The sequence below is a fragment of the Peribacillus sp. YIM B13477 genome, from assembly GCF_042787955.1.
GTDB classification, from domain to species: Bacteria; Bacillota; Bacilli; order Bacillales; family DSM-1321; genus Peribacillus; species Peribacillus frigoritolerans.
The window spans coordinates 210251-228149 of record NZ_JBHZPD010000005.1 but is presented as its reverse complement, the minus strand read 5'-3'; the positions used below and the strand labels follow the sequence as shown (position 1 = coordinate 228149).

General features: G+C 39.7%; 13 protein-coding genes, 1 pseudogene and 1 riboswitch. Of the genes and pseudogenes, 12 read left to right on the top strand and 2 right to left on the bottom strand.

What is annotated here, in order from left to right; translation table 11 throughout:
- Positions 1-260: 260 nt before the first annotated feature.
- The 5 genes from ppsA (at position 261) to ACFX4H_RS16955 (ending at position 7459) form a co-directional block, all read left to right on the top strand.
- Positions 261-2876, top strand: a complete 2616-nt coding sequence (gene ppsA, locus ACFX4H_RS16975) for a phosphoenolpyruvate synthase (RefSeq protein WP_377435902.1) — start codon at positions 261-263, stop codon at positions 2874-2876.
- A 480-nt stretch (positions 2877-3356) separates the two neighbouring features.
- Positions 3357-4313, top strand: a complete 957-nt coding sequence (hutG, locus tag ACFX4H_RS16970) for a formimidoylglutamase (RefSeq protein ID WP_377435901.1) — start codon at positions 3357-3359, stop codon at positions 4311-4313.
- A 323-nt stretch (positions 4314-4636) separates the two neighbouring features.
- Positions 4637-4792 (top strand): hypothetical protein, encoded by a 156-nt coding sequence (locus ACFX4H_RS16965; protein ID WP_153246094.1) that lies wholly within the window; start codon positions 4637-4639, stop codon positions 4790-4792.
- 59 nt (positions 4793-4851) lie between these two features.
- The gene (locus ACFX4H_RS16960) at positions 4852-5523 is read left to right on the top strand and encodes an SOS response-associated peptidase (RefSeq protein WP_377435900.1); all 672 of its coding nucleotides are present in this window, start codon (positions 4852-4854) and stop codon (positions 5521-5523) included.
- Between the two features lie 331 nt (positions 5524-5854).
- Positions 5855-5962: riboswitch (SAM riboswitch) on the top strand.
- A 189-nt stretch (positions 5963-6151) separates the two neighbouring features.
- Entirely contained in the window at positions 6152-7459 is a 1308-nt protein-coding gene (locus ACFX4H_RS16955; protein ID WP_134781393.1) for a Na+/H+ antiporter NhaC family protein, read from the top strand.
- Positions 7460-7794: 335 nt separating this feature from the next.
- On the opposite strand, the gene ACFX4H_RS16950 is transcribed toward ACFX4H_RS16955, so the two are convergent.
- Together ACFX4H_RS16950 and ACFX4H_RS16945 are read right to left on the bottom strand one after the other, a co-directional pair.
- Positions 7795-8340 (bottom strand): chromate transporter, encoded by a 546-nt coding sequence (locus tag ACFX4H_RS16950; RefSeq protein WP_226990396.1) that lies wholly within the window; start codon positions 8338-8340, stop codon positions 7795-7797.
- A 48-nt stretch (positions 8341-8388) separates the two neighbouring features.
- Positions 8389-9018, bottom strand: a complete 630-nt coding sequence (locus ACFX4H_RS16945; protein WP_241635769.1) for a chromate transporter — start codon at positions 9016-9018, stop codon at positions 8389-8391.
- 245 nt (positions 9019-9263) lie between these two features.
- Here ACFX4H_RS16945 and ACFX4H_RS16940 point away from each other — a divergent pair, with 245 nt between their 5' ends.
- The 7 genes and pseudogenes from ACFX4H_RS16940 to ACFX4H_RS16905 all read left to right on the top strand — a co-directional run bounded on the left by ACFX4H_RS16940 (position 9264) and on the right by ACFX4H_RS16905 (position 17875).
- Positions 9264-10142 carry a LysR family transcriptional regulator gene (locus ACFX4H_RS16940; protein ID WP_034312547.1) on the top strand — a complete coding sequence of 293 codons (879 nt, stop codon included), beginning with the start codon at positions 9264-9266 and terminating at the stop codon, positions 10140-10142.
- 238 nt (positions 10143-10380) lie between these two features.
- Positions 10381-10687, top strand: a pseudogene (locus ACFX4H_RS16935) (transposase); the annotation flags it as partial.
- Positions 10688-10901: 214 nt separating this feature from the next.
- Positions 10902-11387, top strand: coding sequence for a DUF2975 domain-containing protein (locus tag ACFX4H_RS16930; RefSeq protein ID WP_377435899.1), 486 nt, complete (start codon positions 10902-10904; stop codon positions 11385-11387).
- 629 nt (positions 11388-12016) lie between these two features.
- Positions 12017-14008 carry an alkyl/aryl-sulfatase gene (locus ACFX4H_RS16920; protein ID WP_377435898.1) on the top strand — a complete coding sequence of 664 codons (1992 nt, stop codon included), beginning with the start codon at positions 12017-12019 and terminating at the stop codon, positions 14006-14008.
- A gap of 264 nt (positions 14009-14272) precedes the next feature.
- Positions 14273-15511, top strand: coding sequence for an MFS transporter (locus tag ACFX4H_RS16915; RefSeq protein WP_377435897.1), 1239 nt, complete (start codon positions 14273-14275; stop codon positions 15509-15511).
- A gap of 117 nt (positions 15512-15628) precedes the next feature.
- Complete coding sequence (locus tag ACFX4H_RS16910) at positions 15629-16534, top strand: LysR family transcriptional regulator (protein WP_249598597.1); 906 nt, start codon at positions 15629-15631, stop codon at positions 16532-16534.
- Positions 16535-16702: 168 nt separating this feature from the next.
- Positions 16703-17875, top strand: a complete 1173-nt coding sequence (locus ACFX4H_RS16905; RefSeq protein WP_034312532.1) for an acyl-CoA dehydrogenase family protein — start codon at positions 16703-16705, stop codon at positions 17873-17875.
- Positions 17876-17899: the final 24 nt, after the last annotated feature.

The window sequence follows — 17899 nt, the reverse complement described above, 5'->3', positions numbered from 1 at the left end:
TACTACAATTGTGGTCATGGAAATACATTGAAAAATATGAGAAACTGTGATAGATTTATATAGATACGCCAATTTTATATTTTGTATAAATTATACCCTATTATAATTATACAACATAAAATCCTTTTCAGTCAATCCCTTTTTTAAAAGGAGTGTTTGGTATGAACATGGAACTTCGCTTGGACCAAGAACGACTGGACAGCGTGATTGGTTGATCACATGAACAATTTTTGCCATATGATTCAATGGGAGGGGAATAAATGAAACCATATGTACTGGATTTTCGGGAGATCGATAAAACGAAACAAATGGTGGTCGGTGGCAAAGGGGTGAATTTGGGCGAATGCTCGAGGATTGATGGAATTCTTGTACCAGAAGGATTTTGTGTTACTACTGAGGCATTTAAAAGAGTCATTGGGGAAAATGATGAGCTTCATCAATTACTCGATCAGCTTGCAGTACAAAAAGTGGACGAACGAAAAAGAATAAGTGAAATTAGCAGGAAGATTCGTGATCTGATTGAGGGAATCGAGATCGACAAGGGGATCGAAGAAGATATCGACCGATGTCTCTTAACTTTTGGCTTCGAGCATGCATATGCTGTTCGTTCTAGCGCTACAGCCGAAGATCTTCCATTTGCCTCCTTTGCAGGTCAACAGGATACTTATCTAAACATCAAAGGAAAAGATGCAATTTTACAACATATTAGTAAGTGCTGGGCTTCACTATTTACTGATCGTGCTGTGATTTACCGAATGCAAAACGGATTTGACCATCGCAAGGTTTATCTGTCTGTTGTTATTCAAAGGATGATTTTTCCACAGGCTTCCGGAATACTATTTACAGCTGATCCAGTTTCCTCAAACCGCAAGGTGCTTTCGATCGATGCTAGCTTTGGGCTGGGTGAGGCACTTGTCTCTGGCTTAGTGTCTGCGGACAATTATAAAGTGCAAGAAGGTAGGATTGTGGAGAAGAAGATTTCTGCCAAAAAGTTGGCTATATATGCACGAAAAGAAGGCGGAACGATGGAAAAGGAAATTGAACCGGGGCAGCAGGTTTTATCGACCCTGTCAGATGAGCAAGTGTTGGGGCTTGAAAGGATCGGCAGAAGGCTTGAAGCGCATTTTGGCTGTCCGCAAGATATCGAATGGTGTTTGGTTGATGATACATTTTATATTGTCCAGAGCCGTCCAATCACTACTTTATACCCCATCCCAGAAGCGAATGATCAAGAGAATCACGTTTATGTATCTGTCGGTCATCAACAAATGATGACTGACGCCATGAAACCATTGGGATTATCTTTTTGGCTGTTAACGACTCCTGCACCCATGCGTATAGCTGGCGGAAGGTTGTTTGTTGATGTCACACATATGGTGGCTTCACCTGAAAGCAGAAAAATGTTAGTAGAGGCCATGGGACAACACGACCCGCTCATGAAAGACGCACTCATTAACATAATAGAGCGAGGGGATTTCATAAAATCTGTACCAAATGATAAGCAAGAACAGAGTTCCGGTAAAAGCAATAAAAGTGTGCCGTCTGCGGATTCTAGGGCACAAATTGAAAACGACCCGACAATCGTTTCTGATTTGATTAAACGTAGTCAAACATCGATAGAAGAATTAAAACAAAACATCCAAACGAAATCAGGTTCGGAGTTATTTGATTTCATTCTGGAAGATATCCAGATATTAAAGAAGATTTTATTTGACCCACAAAGTTCAGCTGTGTTTATGGCTGCTATAGATGCATCATTATGGATCAATGAAAAAATGAATAAGTGGTTAGGTGAAAAAAACGCAGCCGACACGCTTTCTCAATCTGTACCAAACAATATAACTTCAGAAATGGGTCTGGCCCTAATGGATGTTGCAGATGTGATACGTCCTTATCCAAAAGTAATTGATTATTTACAACAAGTAAAAGATGATAATTTTATGGATGAACTAGTTAAGTTTGATGGTGGTCAGGAAACTCAGGATGCTATCTATGATTATCTCGGCAAATACGGAATGCGATGTGCTGGAGAAATCGATATTACTAAAACTCGTTGGAGCGAAAAACCAACTGCACTTGTCCCCGTGATACTTAGTAATATCAAAAACTTTGAGCCTAATGCTAGCAATCTGAAATTTGAGCAAGGGCGACAGGAAGCTTTGAAAAAAGAACTAGAGATATTAGATCGATTGAAGCAATTACCGGATGGTGAACAAAAAGCCAAAGAAACAAAACGAATGATCAGTCTAATCCGGAATTTCATCGGTTATCGGGAATATCCAAAATACGGCATGGTTAACCGCTACTTCGTTTATAAGCAGGCTTTACTCAAGGAAGCCGAACAACTCGTACAAGCCAACGTTATTCATGAAAAAGAAGATATATATTATCTCACTTTTGAAGAACTTCATGAAGTCGTACGCACAAATAAACTAGATTACCAGATGATCAGCAAACGAAAAGACGAGTACAGATTATATGAAAAACTTACTCCACCACGTGTTATCACGTCTGATGGTGAAATCATTGTAGGGGGGTATAAACGAGACAATCTCATGGCCGAAGCTATTGTAGGTCTACCGGTTTCTTCCGGAATGATAGAGGGCAGAGCACGCGTCATCTTAAACATGGAAGATGCAGATCTAGAAGATGGAGATATACTGGTTACAACCTTCACCGATCCTAGCTGGACACCATTATTTGTATCCATAAAAGGACTCGTCACCGAAGTTGGCGGGCTGATGACCCATGGAGCAGTCATCGCACGAGAATATGGCTTACCTGCCGTTGTCGGTGTGGTAAATGCCACCAAGCTGATAAAAGATGGGCAACGTATTCGAGTAAATGGAACAGAAGGTTATATAGAAATACTATAATTCTTTACATTTCAATCATAAAGAAGAGCATTCGAATTAGGAGAATCATTGAAATCATGATGCTTTGCGGTTTTTGGCAAAGCTAAGCCCCCTGTCACTAGGTCATATAAGGGGGCAGTAATTAAATGATACTAAAGTTTAATAAGATCAACTTGAGGTCGGGCCTTCTGTTAAAGGTCGCTTTTATATGATGCCAAAGCCCAATTTCTCGCTTACAACACCGAGAAATTGGGCTTTTGTGGATTTTATTTATAGGCAAAGTCGATATTCTCTTGCTAAATCTACTGGCTTGAGCAGCAATGTCAAACGGATACGAGGAAGATATTCTCCAACAGATATATCTGTCAATATCATAAATGTACGCTGAAAGCGGCTATAGCTTCTATAGAAATATTAAATTTTTGTATTGGTAATTATACATTATCTCCTTTATAATTTTTAAGAAAGATATTTCGGAATTTTTAAAATAAAGGAGAAATTATGTATACTCACCCGACTTTAAAATATTGGAATGGAAGAATTGATTCCCAAACTGACCTGGACAGCTTCAGATACCACCAAAGAGTGCGCTTGGCACCCATTTCGGAATTAGCCACCTCTTCCAATGCATCACGAACTTTTGGACTGATTGGCTTTAAATGTGATGAAGGCGTCAGAAGGAATAAAGGCAGGGTTGGTGCTGCCGAGGGTCCTGATCATATTAGGCAATCGTTGGCAAAATTACCTTGTCATTTACCTTCCCAAACCGAGCTGGTGGATGCTGGCGATGTAATATGTGAAAGTACAGAGATGGAAGCCGCCCAATCTCAACTGGGATCAGCTGTTGCCCGGATTTTGGAGAGTAAAGCGATTCCTATCATACTTGGGGGAGGTCACGAAACCCTGTATGGCCATTATCTTGGGATTAGGAAATCCATTGGACCAAAAGCTAGACTAGGGATTATTAATATTGACGCTCACTTTGATATGAGACCTTATGAAAAAGAAACTTCATCTGGCACGATGTTTAAGCAGATTTTGGACGAAGATCAAAGTTGTGGCTATTTATGTGTCGGAATTCAGAAGCAGGGGAATACGAAGGCACTTTTTGAAACTGCAGAGAGGAGTAAGGTCGACTACATATTGGAAGAAGATTTGTCATTATACGAAATGGATGAAACGAAGCGGAGGATAAATGAATTCGCTAAGGAAAATGACTATATCATGCTTACATTATGTACGGATGTTATTGATTCAGCCTACGCACCTGGGGTAAGTGCACCATCGCCGTTTGGACTGGATCCAAAATTGGTCCGTGCCATTATTAGGCATATCGTATCGAATGAAAAGATCCTCTCATTTGATATCTCCGAAGTGAACCCTTCATTGGACGAAAATAATAAGACCGTTACATTGGCGGGGCATTTAATAAATGAGGTTTTGCTTCATTTTAAATAATGGACATGGGATGGCGGCAACTCCAATTCGATCTTTTCAGAAAGAGCGTTTCTTTTCGTATCGACTGTTGGGGCTTTCCTTAATGTTATCTTGAGTATTGAAGCGAAAAACCTTTAAAGCGCCCAGACTGTCCATGAATCATTCATGGACAGTTTTTTGCGCCTCCTTCACAAGGATTCATGGTCCTTGGCATTGCTTCGTTCAACTAACCATTTAAAGTATAAAGGCATGTGGATTTTCCATGCCTCTGCTAAGTTCAATACTGATACTTGTGGGTTTTTGGTTTATAATAACAACCATCTAGCCTTTTGAGGAGGGATTCCATGAATGAATATAAAGTAACGGTCAGGAATGGCAGTACCTTAATTTTGTCGGAAATCATTAAAGCTGAAGATGAAAGAGAAGTCCTTGGCACTCTTTTGATTTCCAGCGAATTATTTAATCAACCATTTACTGATATCAGGATTTTAGAACGCTGATTTGTGCCTGCCCATTCCATTTGATACACTGTAATAAATCTTAATACGGTGGCGATATTATGTGTGGACGTTTCACTCTTTTCACTGACATAGAAGAAATAAAAGAACGGTTTAATATTCAAGGGTCATTTGATGAGGAATACCAATTCAGCTACAATATTGCTCCCTCCCAATCCGTGCTCGCCGTCATTAATGACGGGGTAAGGAATCGGCTTGGATATCTTCGGTGGGGACTCATTCCTTTCTGGGCAAAAGACGAAAAAGCGGGCTACAAAATGATCAATGCCAGAGCGGAAACCATTGCTGAGAAAGCAAGCTTCAGGAATGCGTATAAGAAGAAGAGATGCTTGATAATCGCTGACTCTTTTTATGAATGGAAGAAGACACCAGAAAGAAAAATACCGATGCGTATAAAACTGAAGAATCATGCTCCATTTGGAATGGCCGGTCTCTGGGAATCCTGGAAATCTCCTGAAGGCATCAGCATCTATTCGTGCTCCGTTATAACAACTGTGCCTAATGAGCTAATGACCAGCATTCATGATCGCATGCCTGTCATCCTAAAATCAGAAGATGAAAAAGATTGGTTAAATCCTTCCATTAATGATACTGCATATTTGCAACAGTATTTAAAGTCATTCGATTCGGAACAGATGGAAGCATTTGAAGTATCGACAGATGTGAACTCGACTAAAAATAATTCACCTAACCTAATCCAACAAATTTGCTGAGGTAATTAGACCTCTCAGAATGTAGACAACTCGATGAAAATCGAGTTTGTCTGCATTTTTTTTTGGTTTGTACAATTTGAACGTTGTCTCCAGGAACTCGCTTTTCCCGCAGAAGTCTCGCACACCCGCTCCAATCAACTTAGTTCTCTTTATAAACAGTAAGGAGTGCATGTGAAACACTTTAAAATTAACCCTTGCGAAAATAGACAAAATGCTGTACTGTTATATTTGCTTTTCAAAACGACTTTTGATGTCACGAACTCAGGCAAGTTTTCAGCGTGGCACTTTTCTGGAAGGCATCGTAATTTTAAAATAATTATATAATGTAATCTTCTTATCAAGAGAGACGGAGGGACTGGCCCGAAGATGTCTCGGCAGCGGACTTAAATGGAGTGCTGTGCCAAATCCAGCAGGCTGATTTTCGCCTGAAAGATAAGGAGGGTGTTTTTTATAAATTAAAAGACCTCTTCTTGTTGTTAAAAAGAAGGGGTCTTTTTTATGCCAGTTTTTTGCTACAGCTCCATGACTGGAAAATCAGGTAGGTTCAAATTGGGGTTATTTGCGAAAACTGTTAATAGAATAAGAGCTGTGACACATGTCGCGGGAAAAATAAAAAGAGGTGTACATCATGAGTGCAAACAATAAAGGGAATCCATGGGCATTGATCCCATTTGTCGTATTTTTAATTTTATTTATTGGGTCCGGAATCATCACTAAAGATTTTTATTCATTTCCGGTGATTGTAGCGATTTCAATTGCATCGGCAGCTGCATTGGCGATGAATCGGAAAGAGACATTCAATCAAAAAGTTGATATCTTCTGTAAAGGTGCCGGTGACGCTAATATCATGTTAATGGTTATCATCTTCCTTTTGGCCGGCGCTTTTTCGAAAGTTGCGAATGGCATGGGGGCGGTTGAATCAACTGTGAATCTTGCCTTGGCGCTTTTCCCGCAAAATCTATTAATGATAGGAATTTTCATCATCGCTTGTTTCATTTCACTATCCATGGGGACAAGCATGGGAACGATTGTTGCCCTGGCACCTATCGGGGTAGGGATTAGTGAGCAAACAGATATTTCGCTTGCCCTTTCAATGGCGGCCGTTATTGGTGGTGCGATGTTTGGGGATAACCTTTCATTCATTTCAGATACGACAATTGCTGCAGTCCGAACTCAGGGAACGAAAATGAAGGATAAGTTTAAAGTGAATTTTTTCATCGTTTTACCTGCAGCCATCATCACTTGTGCCATCCTAGGAATTTTAACGATGGGTGAACAAGCTGACATTTCCCAACAGTCTTATGATTGGGTGAAGATTCTTCCGTATCTTTGCGTATTGGTCACTGCATTGGCAGGAGTCAATGTGTTCTTGGTCCTTTCCATCGGAATCGTATTTGCCGGAATCATCGGCTTGACTGATGGTAGTTATCAACCGTTGGGTGTCATTCAAAAAGTCGGAGAAGGAATGGCAGGAATGTATGAAATCTCCTTCCTTGCCATTTTAATTGCAGGTATGGTAGCCGTAATCAAACATAATGGTGGCATCGATTATCTACTCCACCTAGTGACACGAAATAGCAAATCGAAAAAAGGGGCGGAATTCAGCATTGCGGGGCTTGTTGGTTTAACGAACCTTTCAACGGCAAATAACACGATTTCGATTATCATTGCCGGGCCACTTGCCAAAAATATTGCTGAAAAGTATGGGATTGATCCGCGGAAATCGGCGAGCGTCCTTGACATTTTTGCATGTTGTATCCAAGGGTTGATCCCATATGGAGCACAACTGCTTGTTGCAGCAGGGGTAGCAAAGATTTCTCCGTTAAGCATCTTGCCGTATTCATATTACCCAATCCTGATTGGACTTTGTGGCGTCATTGCCATCCTGATTGGTTTTCCACGGTTTCAGCCGGGAAATGATGGATCGAAGAACTAAAAGTTAAAACAAAGTTGATTGGAGCGGGTGTACGAGACTCCTGCGGGAAAAGCGAGTCCAGGGGAGACCCCGCAGGCGTAAACGCGCCGAGGGCGGACCGCCCGCGGAAAGCGAGTGCCTGGAGGGGAAATCAATGTTCAAATTGTACAAACCCCTTAAATTTCATTGAGTTTGTCTACAGTCTGAACACCCTGAATCATTGGATTCAGGGTGTTTTTTGTTGGTAAATACATAAACTTAATATAGCTTTCTCGCACTTATACAGTATCAATCATTCTTCAATTTTTCTGCTTAATTCCTGTCCAAATTAATGATGGTTTTGTGTGCGACACCTGTCATGAATAGAGGACAACACCAACTAAACCAGAAAGAATAATTACATAGGCTGGATGCCAGCGTAATTTCATTAAGGCAAATAACGATAAACCAAAAACGAGTAGTAAGCTTATCGTATGCCATGAAAAGTTCACGGCTATCATATGATTGGAAAGTGCTAAACTGATCGCTGCAAAGATGATCAAACTAGTGACAATCGGTCTTAATCCATAAAACATGGATTGAACAACTGGATAATGATTCAATTTGCTGAAAAATGTGGCTATAACGGTTACGAATATAATGGCAGGAAGCAAGATTCCTAGAGCAGATGATATGGCTCCTGCTAACCCAGCAGTCGAATAGCCAACGAGAATGGCACTATTGGCGGTGACAGGTCCTGGGGACATCCCGGAAATGGCGATTATATCGGTGAATTCCTGCGTTGTCATCCATCCATGCTGTGAGACTTCCGATTCTATTACGGGAATCATGGCGTATCCGCCTCCGAAAGATACAAAGCCGATAATAAAGAAGGTGCTAAACAACTCCCACAATTCCATCATTCCATCACATGCTTTCTTAAAAATTAGTTAGATCCTTTTTTGATTTACCTATATGCCAGCACCCATGAAAGGTTCGAAATCATTTTCTTCTGTTTTCCTATCTTTTTTGTCCATCTTGACATCGTAACCTAATTTTCTCTTAATGGAGATGGTCACAATACCCGCTAGAGCTCCTGCTATTATAACCATCACAGGGTGAAGAAATAAGAGGACGGGAATTCCTGCTATTAAAATACAGAAAGTTGATTTGTCTACAACTGCCGTTTTTCCTATCTTGATAGCCGCATAGGCGATGATGGCTACTATGGAAGCTCTGATCGATATGAAAGCAGATTCTATCTTCGGATTATCCTGAATGAAAAAATACACAATGCCCAGGAGCAGAACAATTAAAAAGGTAGGTAATGAAACACCGATCATGGCTGCCATTGCCCCCTTCATTCCGGCAATTCGATGGCCGATAAAGGTGGCGGAGTTAATGGCGACAGCTCCCGGTACGGACTGAGATAAAGCAAAAACATCCGTAACTTCTTCGCTTTTCATCCACTTTCTCTTTTCCACCACTTCATTTTCGATTAAAGGGATCATCGCAAACCCGCCTCCGAATGTGACAGGTGCTATTTTAAAAAAGGTCCAAAATAATTGGAATAGAGTTTTCCATTGTCCTTTCATTGACATCGGTCACTTCCTTTGCATGCTTTGTTTAATTCTTATCATTAACATATCAAAGAAAAAGGGCTGGGTAAATTGCAACAAAATCATCGGGTATAACAAAACGTTATACCCAGAAGATTCATCCGTTTTATAAAGAATGCCGCCAATAATTGAATAGCCTTAGAATCTATTTCCCTATTTTCATTTCACCATTTACATAAAGATGCTATCATTTTAATAAACTATCTAAAAACATGGAGGTCGTTTCCTTGAAATTGGAAAATCTGAAAATGTTTTGTTTAGTGGTGGATGAAGGAAGTATAAGCCAGGCAGCGAGGTTAAGTTTCTTATCTCAGCCCGCTGTAACACGGCAGATCCATCAACTGGAAAATTATTATAATACTTTGTTATTCGACCGTGAGGAAGGAAGGCTGAGAGTTACAGAAGCAGGAAAGCTGTTATACCCTTTTGCTAAAGCCATAGTAAATGACTTCAACCATTCAAAAGAAGTGATTCAGCAATCGACGGGGAAATACAATGCAAATCTCATAGTAGGGGCTTCCTTGACTATCGGCGAGTATTTGTTGCCTAGCTTGCTTGGGAGATTCAAAAAACAACAGCCAGAAATAAAAGTGACATTGACGATAAAAAATACGCCCCGGGTTTTGGAGGATCTTTCAAACGATGTCATTGATTTGGCCTTGGTGGAAGGACTTGTAGAAAACACCGATTTTATTGTAGACAAGTTCGCTGAAGACGAATTGATATTGGTATGTCCATCCGACCACCCATGGAAAGACAGAAAAGAAATACAGCTAGAGGAATTGGGAAATGAAAGGATGATTTGGCGTGAATCCATTTCCGGAACACGGCTTATCGTAGAAAATATGCTAAGGGAGCATGGGATTTTAGAAAAAATTGAAAGCTACATGGAGATTGGCAGTACACAAGCGATAAAAAGTGCGGTTGAAGCTGGACTTGGAATCAGCATTTTGCCAAGGTTGACAGTGGCCAGAGAATTGGAGCAAGGCTTTTTGCGGGAAGTGGATATATACAGAATAAATATGGCAAGAAATTTATGGCTAGTCAGGAAAAACAAGCGTTTTAATAAAATAGGAGTGTCTAAATTTGTTGATTTTCTTCAATAAGGATGGGACGCTGCCTTTGTTCACACTTACAATTGGCAGCGTTTTCAGTTTCGTGGTTAACGGCGTAGCCCCGGCAGCAAGCAAAAGTCATGGTAAATTGAATATACTGCATTGATTATAAAAGCTCTTCTCTATCGGGAGGGGCATTTTGTCTTTTGTTGTTCAGTCTTCGGTTAGACAAACAAAGGGATTAATGGGCATAATAAAAGATATAATGATGGTTCGGAGATGGTATAGCGTGGAGTTAAAGGAAATAAAGAAGCTCGCCAATGCATTAAATGAAACAGCAACTTGTATATTGCTTGCAGTCTCGAACGAAACCGATGTCGGCTCCTATTCGTGCAATTGATGAAATCCAGGTACAAAAGCATAAAGCTATTCTTGTCTGTCCACATTGCGATAGCCATTTTGTTGTGCGATTTGGTAAATACGTTATTAAAACATGTGCTGGAAAGGTGAAACAGCAGCGTTACCGCTGTAAAGCCTGCCATCAAACCTTCAACGATCTCACAAACACGCCTCTTCAGTGCACCAGAAGACCACATAAATCTAAACGGGCAGTTTTGTTGAACAAGTTGTAAATTTAACATTTTAAAGTAAGAGCATTTCTTTGTAATGAGAAGTGCTTTTTATTTTTGTTAAAATTAAAAAGATATTTCAATAACAATAATAATATAAATAAAAACAATATAAATTTACTGTTATACGATAAATAATATGCTAAAATCAAGTTGTCATTAAATAGGTGAGGTGTTTTAAATGCATGTTAAACGAGGTTCAACCACTTTCTTAAAGGTAATTATTTTTCTGGCTGGAATTGCAGTGCTTGCTTTGTGTATCTGGTTGCCTGAGATAGCCGTTAGAGATGCAAGGGTACATCCAGATACGGCTTACTTCCTAATCCCCTTTTTAGTATGTGCATACGGATTCTGTATTGCGTTTTCTGTTGCGTTGTATCAAGCATATAAACTATTAACCTACATCGAAAAGAACAATGCTTTCTCTGAATTATCCCTTAAATCTTTGAAGATTATAAAGAAAAGTGCTTTTACAGTCATTTTCCTCATTTTCTTAGGAATAGTAAGCTTAAGGGTGCTTGCTAAAGTCACAGGTAGTGATGATGCAGCGGGTCCTACATCATTATGTCTAATGGGTATTTTAGCAACAAGTATCATCGCAGCCATTGTGGACGCGCTTCAAAAGCCATTAAAAAATGCCCCAGATATAATGTCGAAAAATGAATGATTAACGGATATGTAGGACTTTGAATGGAAGCCTCAATTTTACGAACTAAATGATTCGCAGGCACCAGTTGATCTAAAGTAATCATTTCAAGTTGATCTCGCTGAATAGAATCTTGTTTCGAAAGCATCCTCATCACCTTAAGTTTTAATAGTTCTATTTTAAAACAAAAAAGGCTGTAGGCAAAAGGAGTTCCATCTAAAATTTTAAACATAGTTGATTGGAACGGAAGGTACGAGACTCCTGCGGGAATAGCGAGTTAAAGGGAGACCCCACAGGCGCAAGTGCGCCGAGGAGGCTCCCGGACCCCCCGCGGAAAGCGAGTGCCCTACGTTCCAATCAACGTCCAAATTTGTACAAGCCAAAAAAAACTGTAGACAAACTCGATTTTCATCAAGTTTGTCTACAGTCTGAACCGCCTTTTCACCAAGGCGGTTTTCTTATGGTCAAATATCAATATTAGAATTTAACATTGCCTTTATATAAATGAAATTGAAGTTACTATTAGAAATAGGAAATATACTTAATGGCAAATTAATTATAAAATAAATTCATATTATTCAAAAAAATCCAAAAAAACGACTTCGACATTCGGAATAGATACAAGATATCTACTTTGAAAGGGGTATGAAATGTCCAAAATATCTTTTATTAAAGGAATTGTAACCGTTCCCATTGTTTTTGTTTTACTGGCAGGTTCTTCTGTTACAAATGCTGCTTCAGATAAGCCGATACCGGCAACAGATGCAACAATCTCAGCAAATAAGGCTTTTTATGAACAATTGAATTTTACAGACAAGGAAGATTTCAAGAATGCACATAAAGGATTTATAGCGCCTTTGAATATGAATCCTATTAAAAATTCAAAAGGTGACGTGGTATGGGATAGTAATCGATATTCATTCATCAAAGAAGATCAGCCGGCAAGCTTTACTGTAAACCCAAGCTTGTGGAGGCAGGCTCAGTTACAAAATATAACAGGCTTATTTAAAGTGGTGGATGGCGTTTATCAAGTTCGGGGCCAGGATTTATCAGTGCTTACCATTGTGGAAGGAAAAACAGGATTAATAGTTTTGGATACACTTTCTACTATTGAAACGGCCAAAGCAGCCATGGAGCTTTATTTTGAACATCGGCATAAATCCCCAGTAAGTGCAATTGTCATTAGTCATAGTCATGCGGATCACTTTGGTGGTATGAAAGGCATTGCTCAATATGCTGAAAATCCAGCTAAAGTGCCGATTATTGTCCCGGCAGGTTTTAACGATGAAGCGCTAAGTGAAAACATTCTTTTAGGCAATATAATGTCTCGCCGTGCAGGTTATATGTTTGGAAATCTCTTGCCCGCAAGTGAAAGGGGATTTGTTACTTCTGGTATTGGCCCAGGACTAAGTAACGGAACTTTTAGCTATTTACCTCCAACAATGGAAGTGAAGGATGATATTCAAACGGTGGAAATAGACGGAATTACATTTAAATTTTTATTGACACCGGATTCGGAAGCTCCATCTGAAATGCATTATTATATCAATGATTACAAAACTTTAGTGGTAGCGGAAAACACCGGACACACGTTACATAATATTTATACATTAAGGGGAGCTAAAACCAGAGATACCCTAAAATGGGTGAAAGCACTTGATGAAACAGTTGATCTGTTTGGAAACGAGGATATAGATGCTATGGTTACAGCCCATACATGGCCCATATGGGGAAGGGACGATGTTTTGGAGCAATTGGAGAGTCAGCGTGATTTGTACAAATATATTCATGACCAAACTATACGATTAGCTAATTTAGGTCTCACACCTGACGAAATCGCGGAAAAGTTAAAGCTTCCTGAAAAGTTGGATAAAGTCTGGGCCAATCGGGGGTATTACGGAACATTGAAACATAACGTTAAGGCGGTGTACAACTTTTATTTAGGATATTTCAACGGTAATCCATCCGACTTGGATCCATTACCACAAGAGGAATCGGGCGCTAAATATGTACAGTATATGGGTGGGGAAAAGAAGGTCATTAAACAGGCAAAACTTGATTATCAAAGAGGGGAATATCGCTGGGTGGCTCAAGTCTTAAAGCATGTCGTCATGGCCAACCCCAAAAATACAGAAGCAAAAAATTTACTGGCTAAAGCTTATGAGCAATTAGGATACACAGCTGAATCTTCTGTGTGGCGTAATTTCTATCTTACCGGCGCAGACGAGTTAAGGAATGGTGTGGCAGACTCAAAGGGAAGTGGCGGAATGATGAATCTCGATACGCTGCTCAATATGCCAATGGATGATTTCCTGAAATTCTTGTCCATTAAATTAAACGGAATGAAAGCGGAAAATAAAAATATGACTTTCAATTTGACATTTACAGATTCGAAAACCAATTACACGATCGATTTGAATAATTCTGTATTGAACTTCAAAAAAGGGAAAATGGCGTCCAACCCTGATGCAGCATTAACATTAGATAGAATAACCTTCTATCAGATTGCTCTGGGACGTGAAGATTTATCCAAAATGGAAGCAGCCGGTAAAGTTGCCATTTCCGGTGATATAAAACAGTTTGAAGATTTCCTGACTTTGCTGGATCAATTCCAACCTAAGGTTAATATCGTAACTCCGTGATAATCAAACACTTCATATTCTGAAACAAGGATGGATCGGTTACCCACGAGTCTACTTAGCAGTCTCGTGGGTTTGAATGTATTAATTAATCCTGAAGGCATCCTGTTTCGTTTTTAATTTTTTATAAAACGCTCCTAATAGTTACAGAACAAAAGTCAATAACCGTCAAAAGAAAATTTCAAGTTTTGTAATTCGAAGGGGATTGTAAGCGCTTCCTGTGCGACCGAGGTTTTGTGAAAATATGAAAAAATGGAGTGATGGGGAATGCAGTTATATGGAAGTAAGAAACGAAAAATAATGATTAGCGGCCTTTTATTTGTTGGAATGATCTTAAGTTTTTTTGATCGCGTTGCCATAAATGTCGGAATTATCCCTATTGCAGATGAGTTTCATCTCAATACGTCCCAGACAGGTATTTTAATTAGTATATTTTTTGTTAGCTACTCACTCATGCAACCGCTTGGTGGATGGATGACCGATAAGTATGGCGCCAGGGTCATGGTTACTGTTTCTTTGTTTAGTTGGTCCTTGTTCACTGTAATGACTGGGTTTGCTTGGTCATTCATGTCTTTATTATTCATTCGTTTTCTGTTCGGGTTAGGTGAAGGGCCTTTCTATCCTGCCAGTATGTCCACTATAAGAGATAACTTCCCGGAAGAAGAACGGGGCCGGGCAAATTCGTTTTTCCTATCTGCCCAAAATATTGGCGGGATATTAGGTACTGCACTTGCTGCTTCAATGGTGGTGGCATTCGGTTGGCGGGGCATGTTTACCATTTCCGGAATTCTAGGGATATTGGCTTCTTTCGGAATTTGGTTCATTCTCAAGCCTCAAGGAAATCAAGAGGTTAAAAAAGACAAACCGAAACAAAAAAAGGTTGCTCTGAAACTGTTATTTAAAATCGAGAATATTTGGAAACTCATAACATTCAAGTTTATATCAAATATTATCAACTATGGTCTGATCACTTGGATGCCTATATATTTGGTTAAAGAAAAAGGAGTGGATTTAATAGCCGCCGGAGGTTTATTGGCAATCCCTTATATTTTTGGTTTCTTGATGTTTAATGTAAGCGGGTGGCTTCTGGATAAACATATGGCTAACCGGGAGAAGTATCTTGCCGCTGCAGGCGCTTTATTATCGGCAATTTTTCTTTTTTTAATGTCTAACGCCACGTCTATAGGACTTATCATCACATATCTCACCCTCAACTCCGTAGCACTGTCTTTCTTTGGAACCGTTCTATATACGATCATCATAAAATACTCACCAAAGGAACTAACGGGCTCTGCCTCCGGACTCGTAACTTTCGCCGGTCAAATTGCAGGTGCTGTTTCTCCTTTAGCCCTCGGTTTGATTATCAGTCTGTTTAATGGCTCCTATAATGCCGCTTTCCTGTTTTTGGTGATAATAGCGTTATTGGGAACGATTGTTGCCGTATCTATTAAAAATAATCAGGCACAACCCGCTAAAGAATACGAAAAAACATCTACCATTGTATAAAACTGGATTCTGCTTTTGAGGATAAAGCTTGGGGTATTCTGATTCCACTTCTCTAAAATTGAAAGGGCTTTCTGTTCGAGGTATGATAGTAGTAATAGGCTAGAAGGAGAATAAACCATGAATATTGAACAATTGGAATATATCATTAAGGTAGCCGAGGTTAACTCGATTTCCACGGCTTCAGAAAGCCTCCATATCTCTCAATCTGGAATCAGTATGGCCATTACGAGTTTGGAGAAGGAATTAGGTATAAAAATCTTCAAGAGGTCAAGGTTAGGAACCATACCTACAGAAGACGGAAAGGAAATCATCCAGAAAGCTCTTGAAGTATTAAGCAAATTGGAAGAAATAAGAGACAGTGCCCAAATACATTCAGATACGATGGAAAAAGAGTTGCGCCTTTCATCAACACAAGGTTTATTTCTAACGGTTTTGCCTAAATCCTTGGCCTTATTTAAGAAGAAGTATCCCAAGGTGAAAATTGTCATTGAAGAAAAAGGGGGACAAGAGATAACCGAAGAAGTACGGAATGGTAAGATAGACATCGGGCTATTGAATATCCCAAAGGTTAAACCAAAAGAAATTGAGTTGGAATTCCAACCTTTGATGGAAGCAAAAGTGATTGTGATGGTCAGTAAGAACTCACCTTTAGTTAACCGTAAAAGCATAACCCCACGAGAGCTTATGGACCAAAATTTGGTCATTTACAATGGACCAAGAATGAAGTCGTTCATTAAAGGTTTTTTTGATCATTACGGTGAGATGAATATTTTGTTTTTCACAAATAATACAGAGATCATCAAAAAAACCGTCGCTGAGGGATTAGCGATTGCCTTTTCTTATGATATTGGAGTTAACAGCGACCCCTATTTCCTAAGCGGGGAGCTTGTGGCCATTCCTTTGGTGGAGATGGAAAATAATACAATGGAATTCGGTTACGTTTGCTCTAAGAAGCAGTACTTTTCAAAAGCTGCCAGGGAGTTTATAAAATGTCTCGAATTCTACACCACTCTTAAATATTAGTTTCCTATGATGATAGGGAACTAATATTTTTTTATTTACATCAATATTTTTTATATTTATATCATATATCCTTATTTTACTTAAATATTATTTACATTTAAAATTGATTTTATAACATTTCAAATATTTAAAAAGTAAGACGAAAATAAAAATCGAAAGGGGAAACATATGGTTACGACCCAGGAAGAGAAATTAGAGGTGCTTCAAACAAAGTTGCAGGATTTCATCCAAAATGAATTGCTTCCATATGAACAGGAGCATGGCTTGAACGCTGAAGAGGATATTCCGATGGAAGCCATAAAATGGGCAAGGAAAAGATCCAGGGAATTGGGCTTTTACGGAATTAACCTCCCTGAAAAATATGGCGGACAAGAAGTAAGCTTAAAAGGATTATGCATGTTCAAGGAAGAATTGGCACGTTCCGGAGCGGTTTTATGGGGGCAGGTTATAGGGGAGATTGGCGGGCCGCTAAGAATTGGTCAGATGTTGGAAAGTTTTACACCGGAGCAAATAGAAAAATATGTGATGCCCGTTGTGACGGGAGAAGTGAGTTGCTGCTTTGCCCTTACAGAACCAAATGCCGGGTCGGATGCATTCGCTATCGAAACAACAGCCGTTAAAGACGGAAATGATTATATATTAAGCGGAAAGAAACATTTTATCAGTGCGGCCCCCTATGCTGATTTCGCCATTGTCATAGCGAAAGAATCCCGGAAAGGAGAAAAAGAAAGGATCACTGCTTTCCTAGTTGATAAAAAAACACCACAACATCCAGGGTTTGAACTAGGAGACATTCAAGTTCCCTTATCAGGAGAACGGATACATGCAGAATTGAATTTCAATCAATGTCGGGTGCCTGCCGCCAATATAATCGGGGAACCAGGAAAAGGGTTGCTGCTCGGATTGAAAAGAATAAATACAAATCGCGCTTCCCATGCCGCCGGCTTTATCGGAATGGCTCAACACCTTCTCGATTTATCTATTGAACATGCCAAAACGCGAGTCCAGTATGGCCGGCCCATCGGTGACTTCCAGGCAATTCAGCATATGCTCGCAGATATGGCGACGGAAATCTATGCAGCAAAATGCATGGTTTATGATGTGGTTGATAAAATTGATCAAGGAAAAGAGGATCGGGCCGGTACGTCCATGGCCAAGCTGTTTGCTTCAGAGGTCAATAGCCGTGTGGCTGACAAGGCCATCCAAATCTTTGGCTCCAAAGGCTTGGTAAAAGGGCATCCAGTAGAAAAAATGTACAGGAGTGCCCGGATGTATCGGATTCTGAGCGGAACCTCAGAGATTCAAAAAAATACAATTGCCAAAGCACTATTAAAAGGGTGAAAACTTTTTCGGGGGAGGAAAAAA

Excerpts from the sequence above, each read along its gene's own strand:
- hutG (WP_377435901.1), top strand. The coding sequence starts at position 3,357 with ATGTATACTCACCCGACTTTAAAATATTGGAATGGAAGAATTGATTCC.
- ACFX4H_RS16910 (WP_249598597.1), top strand. The coding sequence starts at position 15,629 with ATGAATATTGAACAATTGGAATATATCATTAAGGTAGCCGAGGTTAAC.
- ppsA (WP_377435902.1), top strand. The coding sequence starts at position 261 with ATGAAACCATATGTACTGGATTTTCGGGAGATCGATAAAACGAAACAA.
- ACFX4H_RS16950 (WP_226990396.1), bottom strand. The coding sequence starts at position 8,340 with ATGATGGAATTGTGGGAGTTGTTTAGCACCTTCTTTATTATCGGCTTT.
- ACFX4H_RS16915 (WP_377435897.1), top strand. The coding sequence starts at position 14,273 with ATGCAGTTATATGGAAGTAAGAAACGAAAAATAATGATTAGCGGCCTT.
- ACFX4H_RS16965 (WP_153246094.1), top strand. The coding sequence starts at position 4,637 with ATGAATGAATATAAAGTAACGGTCAGGAATGGCAGTACCTTAATTTTG.
- ACFX4H_RS16960 (WP_377435900.1), top strand. The coding sequence starts at position 4,852 with ATGTGTGGACGTTTCACTCTTTTCACTGACATAGAAGAAATAAAAGAA.
- ACFX4H_RS16905 (WP_034312532.1), top strand. The coding sequence starts at position 16,703 with ATGGTTACGACCCAGGAAGAGAAATTAGAGGTGCTTCAAACAAAGTTG.
- ACFX4H_RS16920 (WP_377435898.1), top strand. The coding sequence starts at position 12,017 with ATGTCCAAAATATCTTTTATTAAAGGAATTGTAACCGTTCCCATTGTT.
- ACFX4H_RS16955 (WP_134781393.1), top strand. The coding sequence starts at position 6,152 with ATGAGTGCAAACAATAAAGGGAATCCATGGGCATTGATCCCATTTGTC.
- ACFX4H_RS16930 (WP_377435899.1), top strand. The coding sequence starts at position 10,902 with ATGCATGTTAAACGAGGTTCAACCACTTTCTTAAAGGTAATTATTTTT.
- ACFX4H_RS16945 (WP_241635769.1), bottom strand. The coding sequence starts at position 9,018 with ATGTCAATGAAAGGACAATGGAAAACTCTATTCCAATTATTTTGGACC.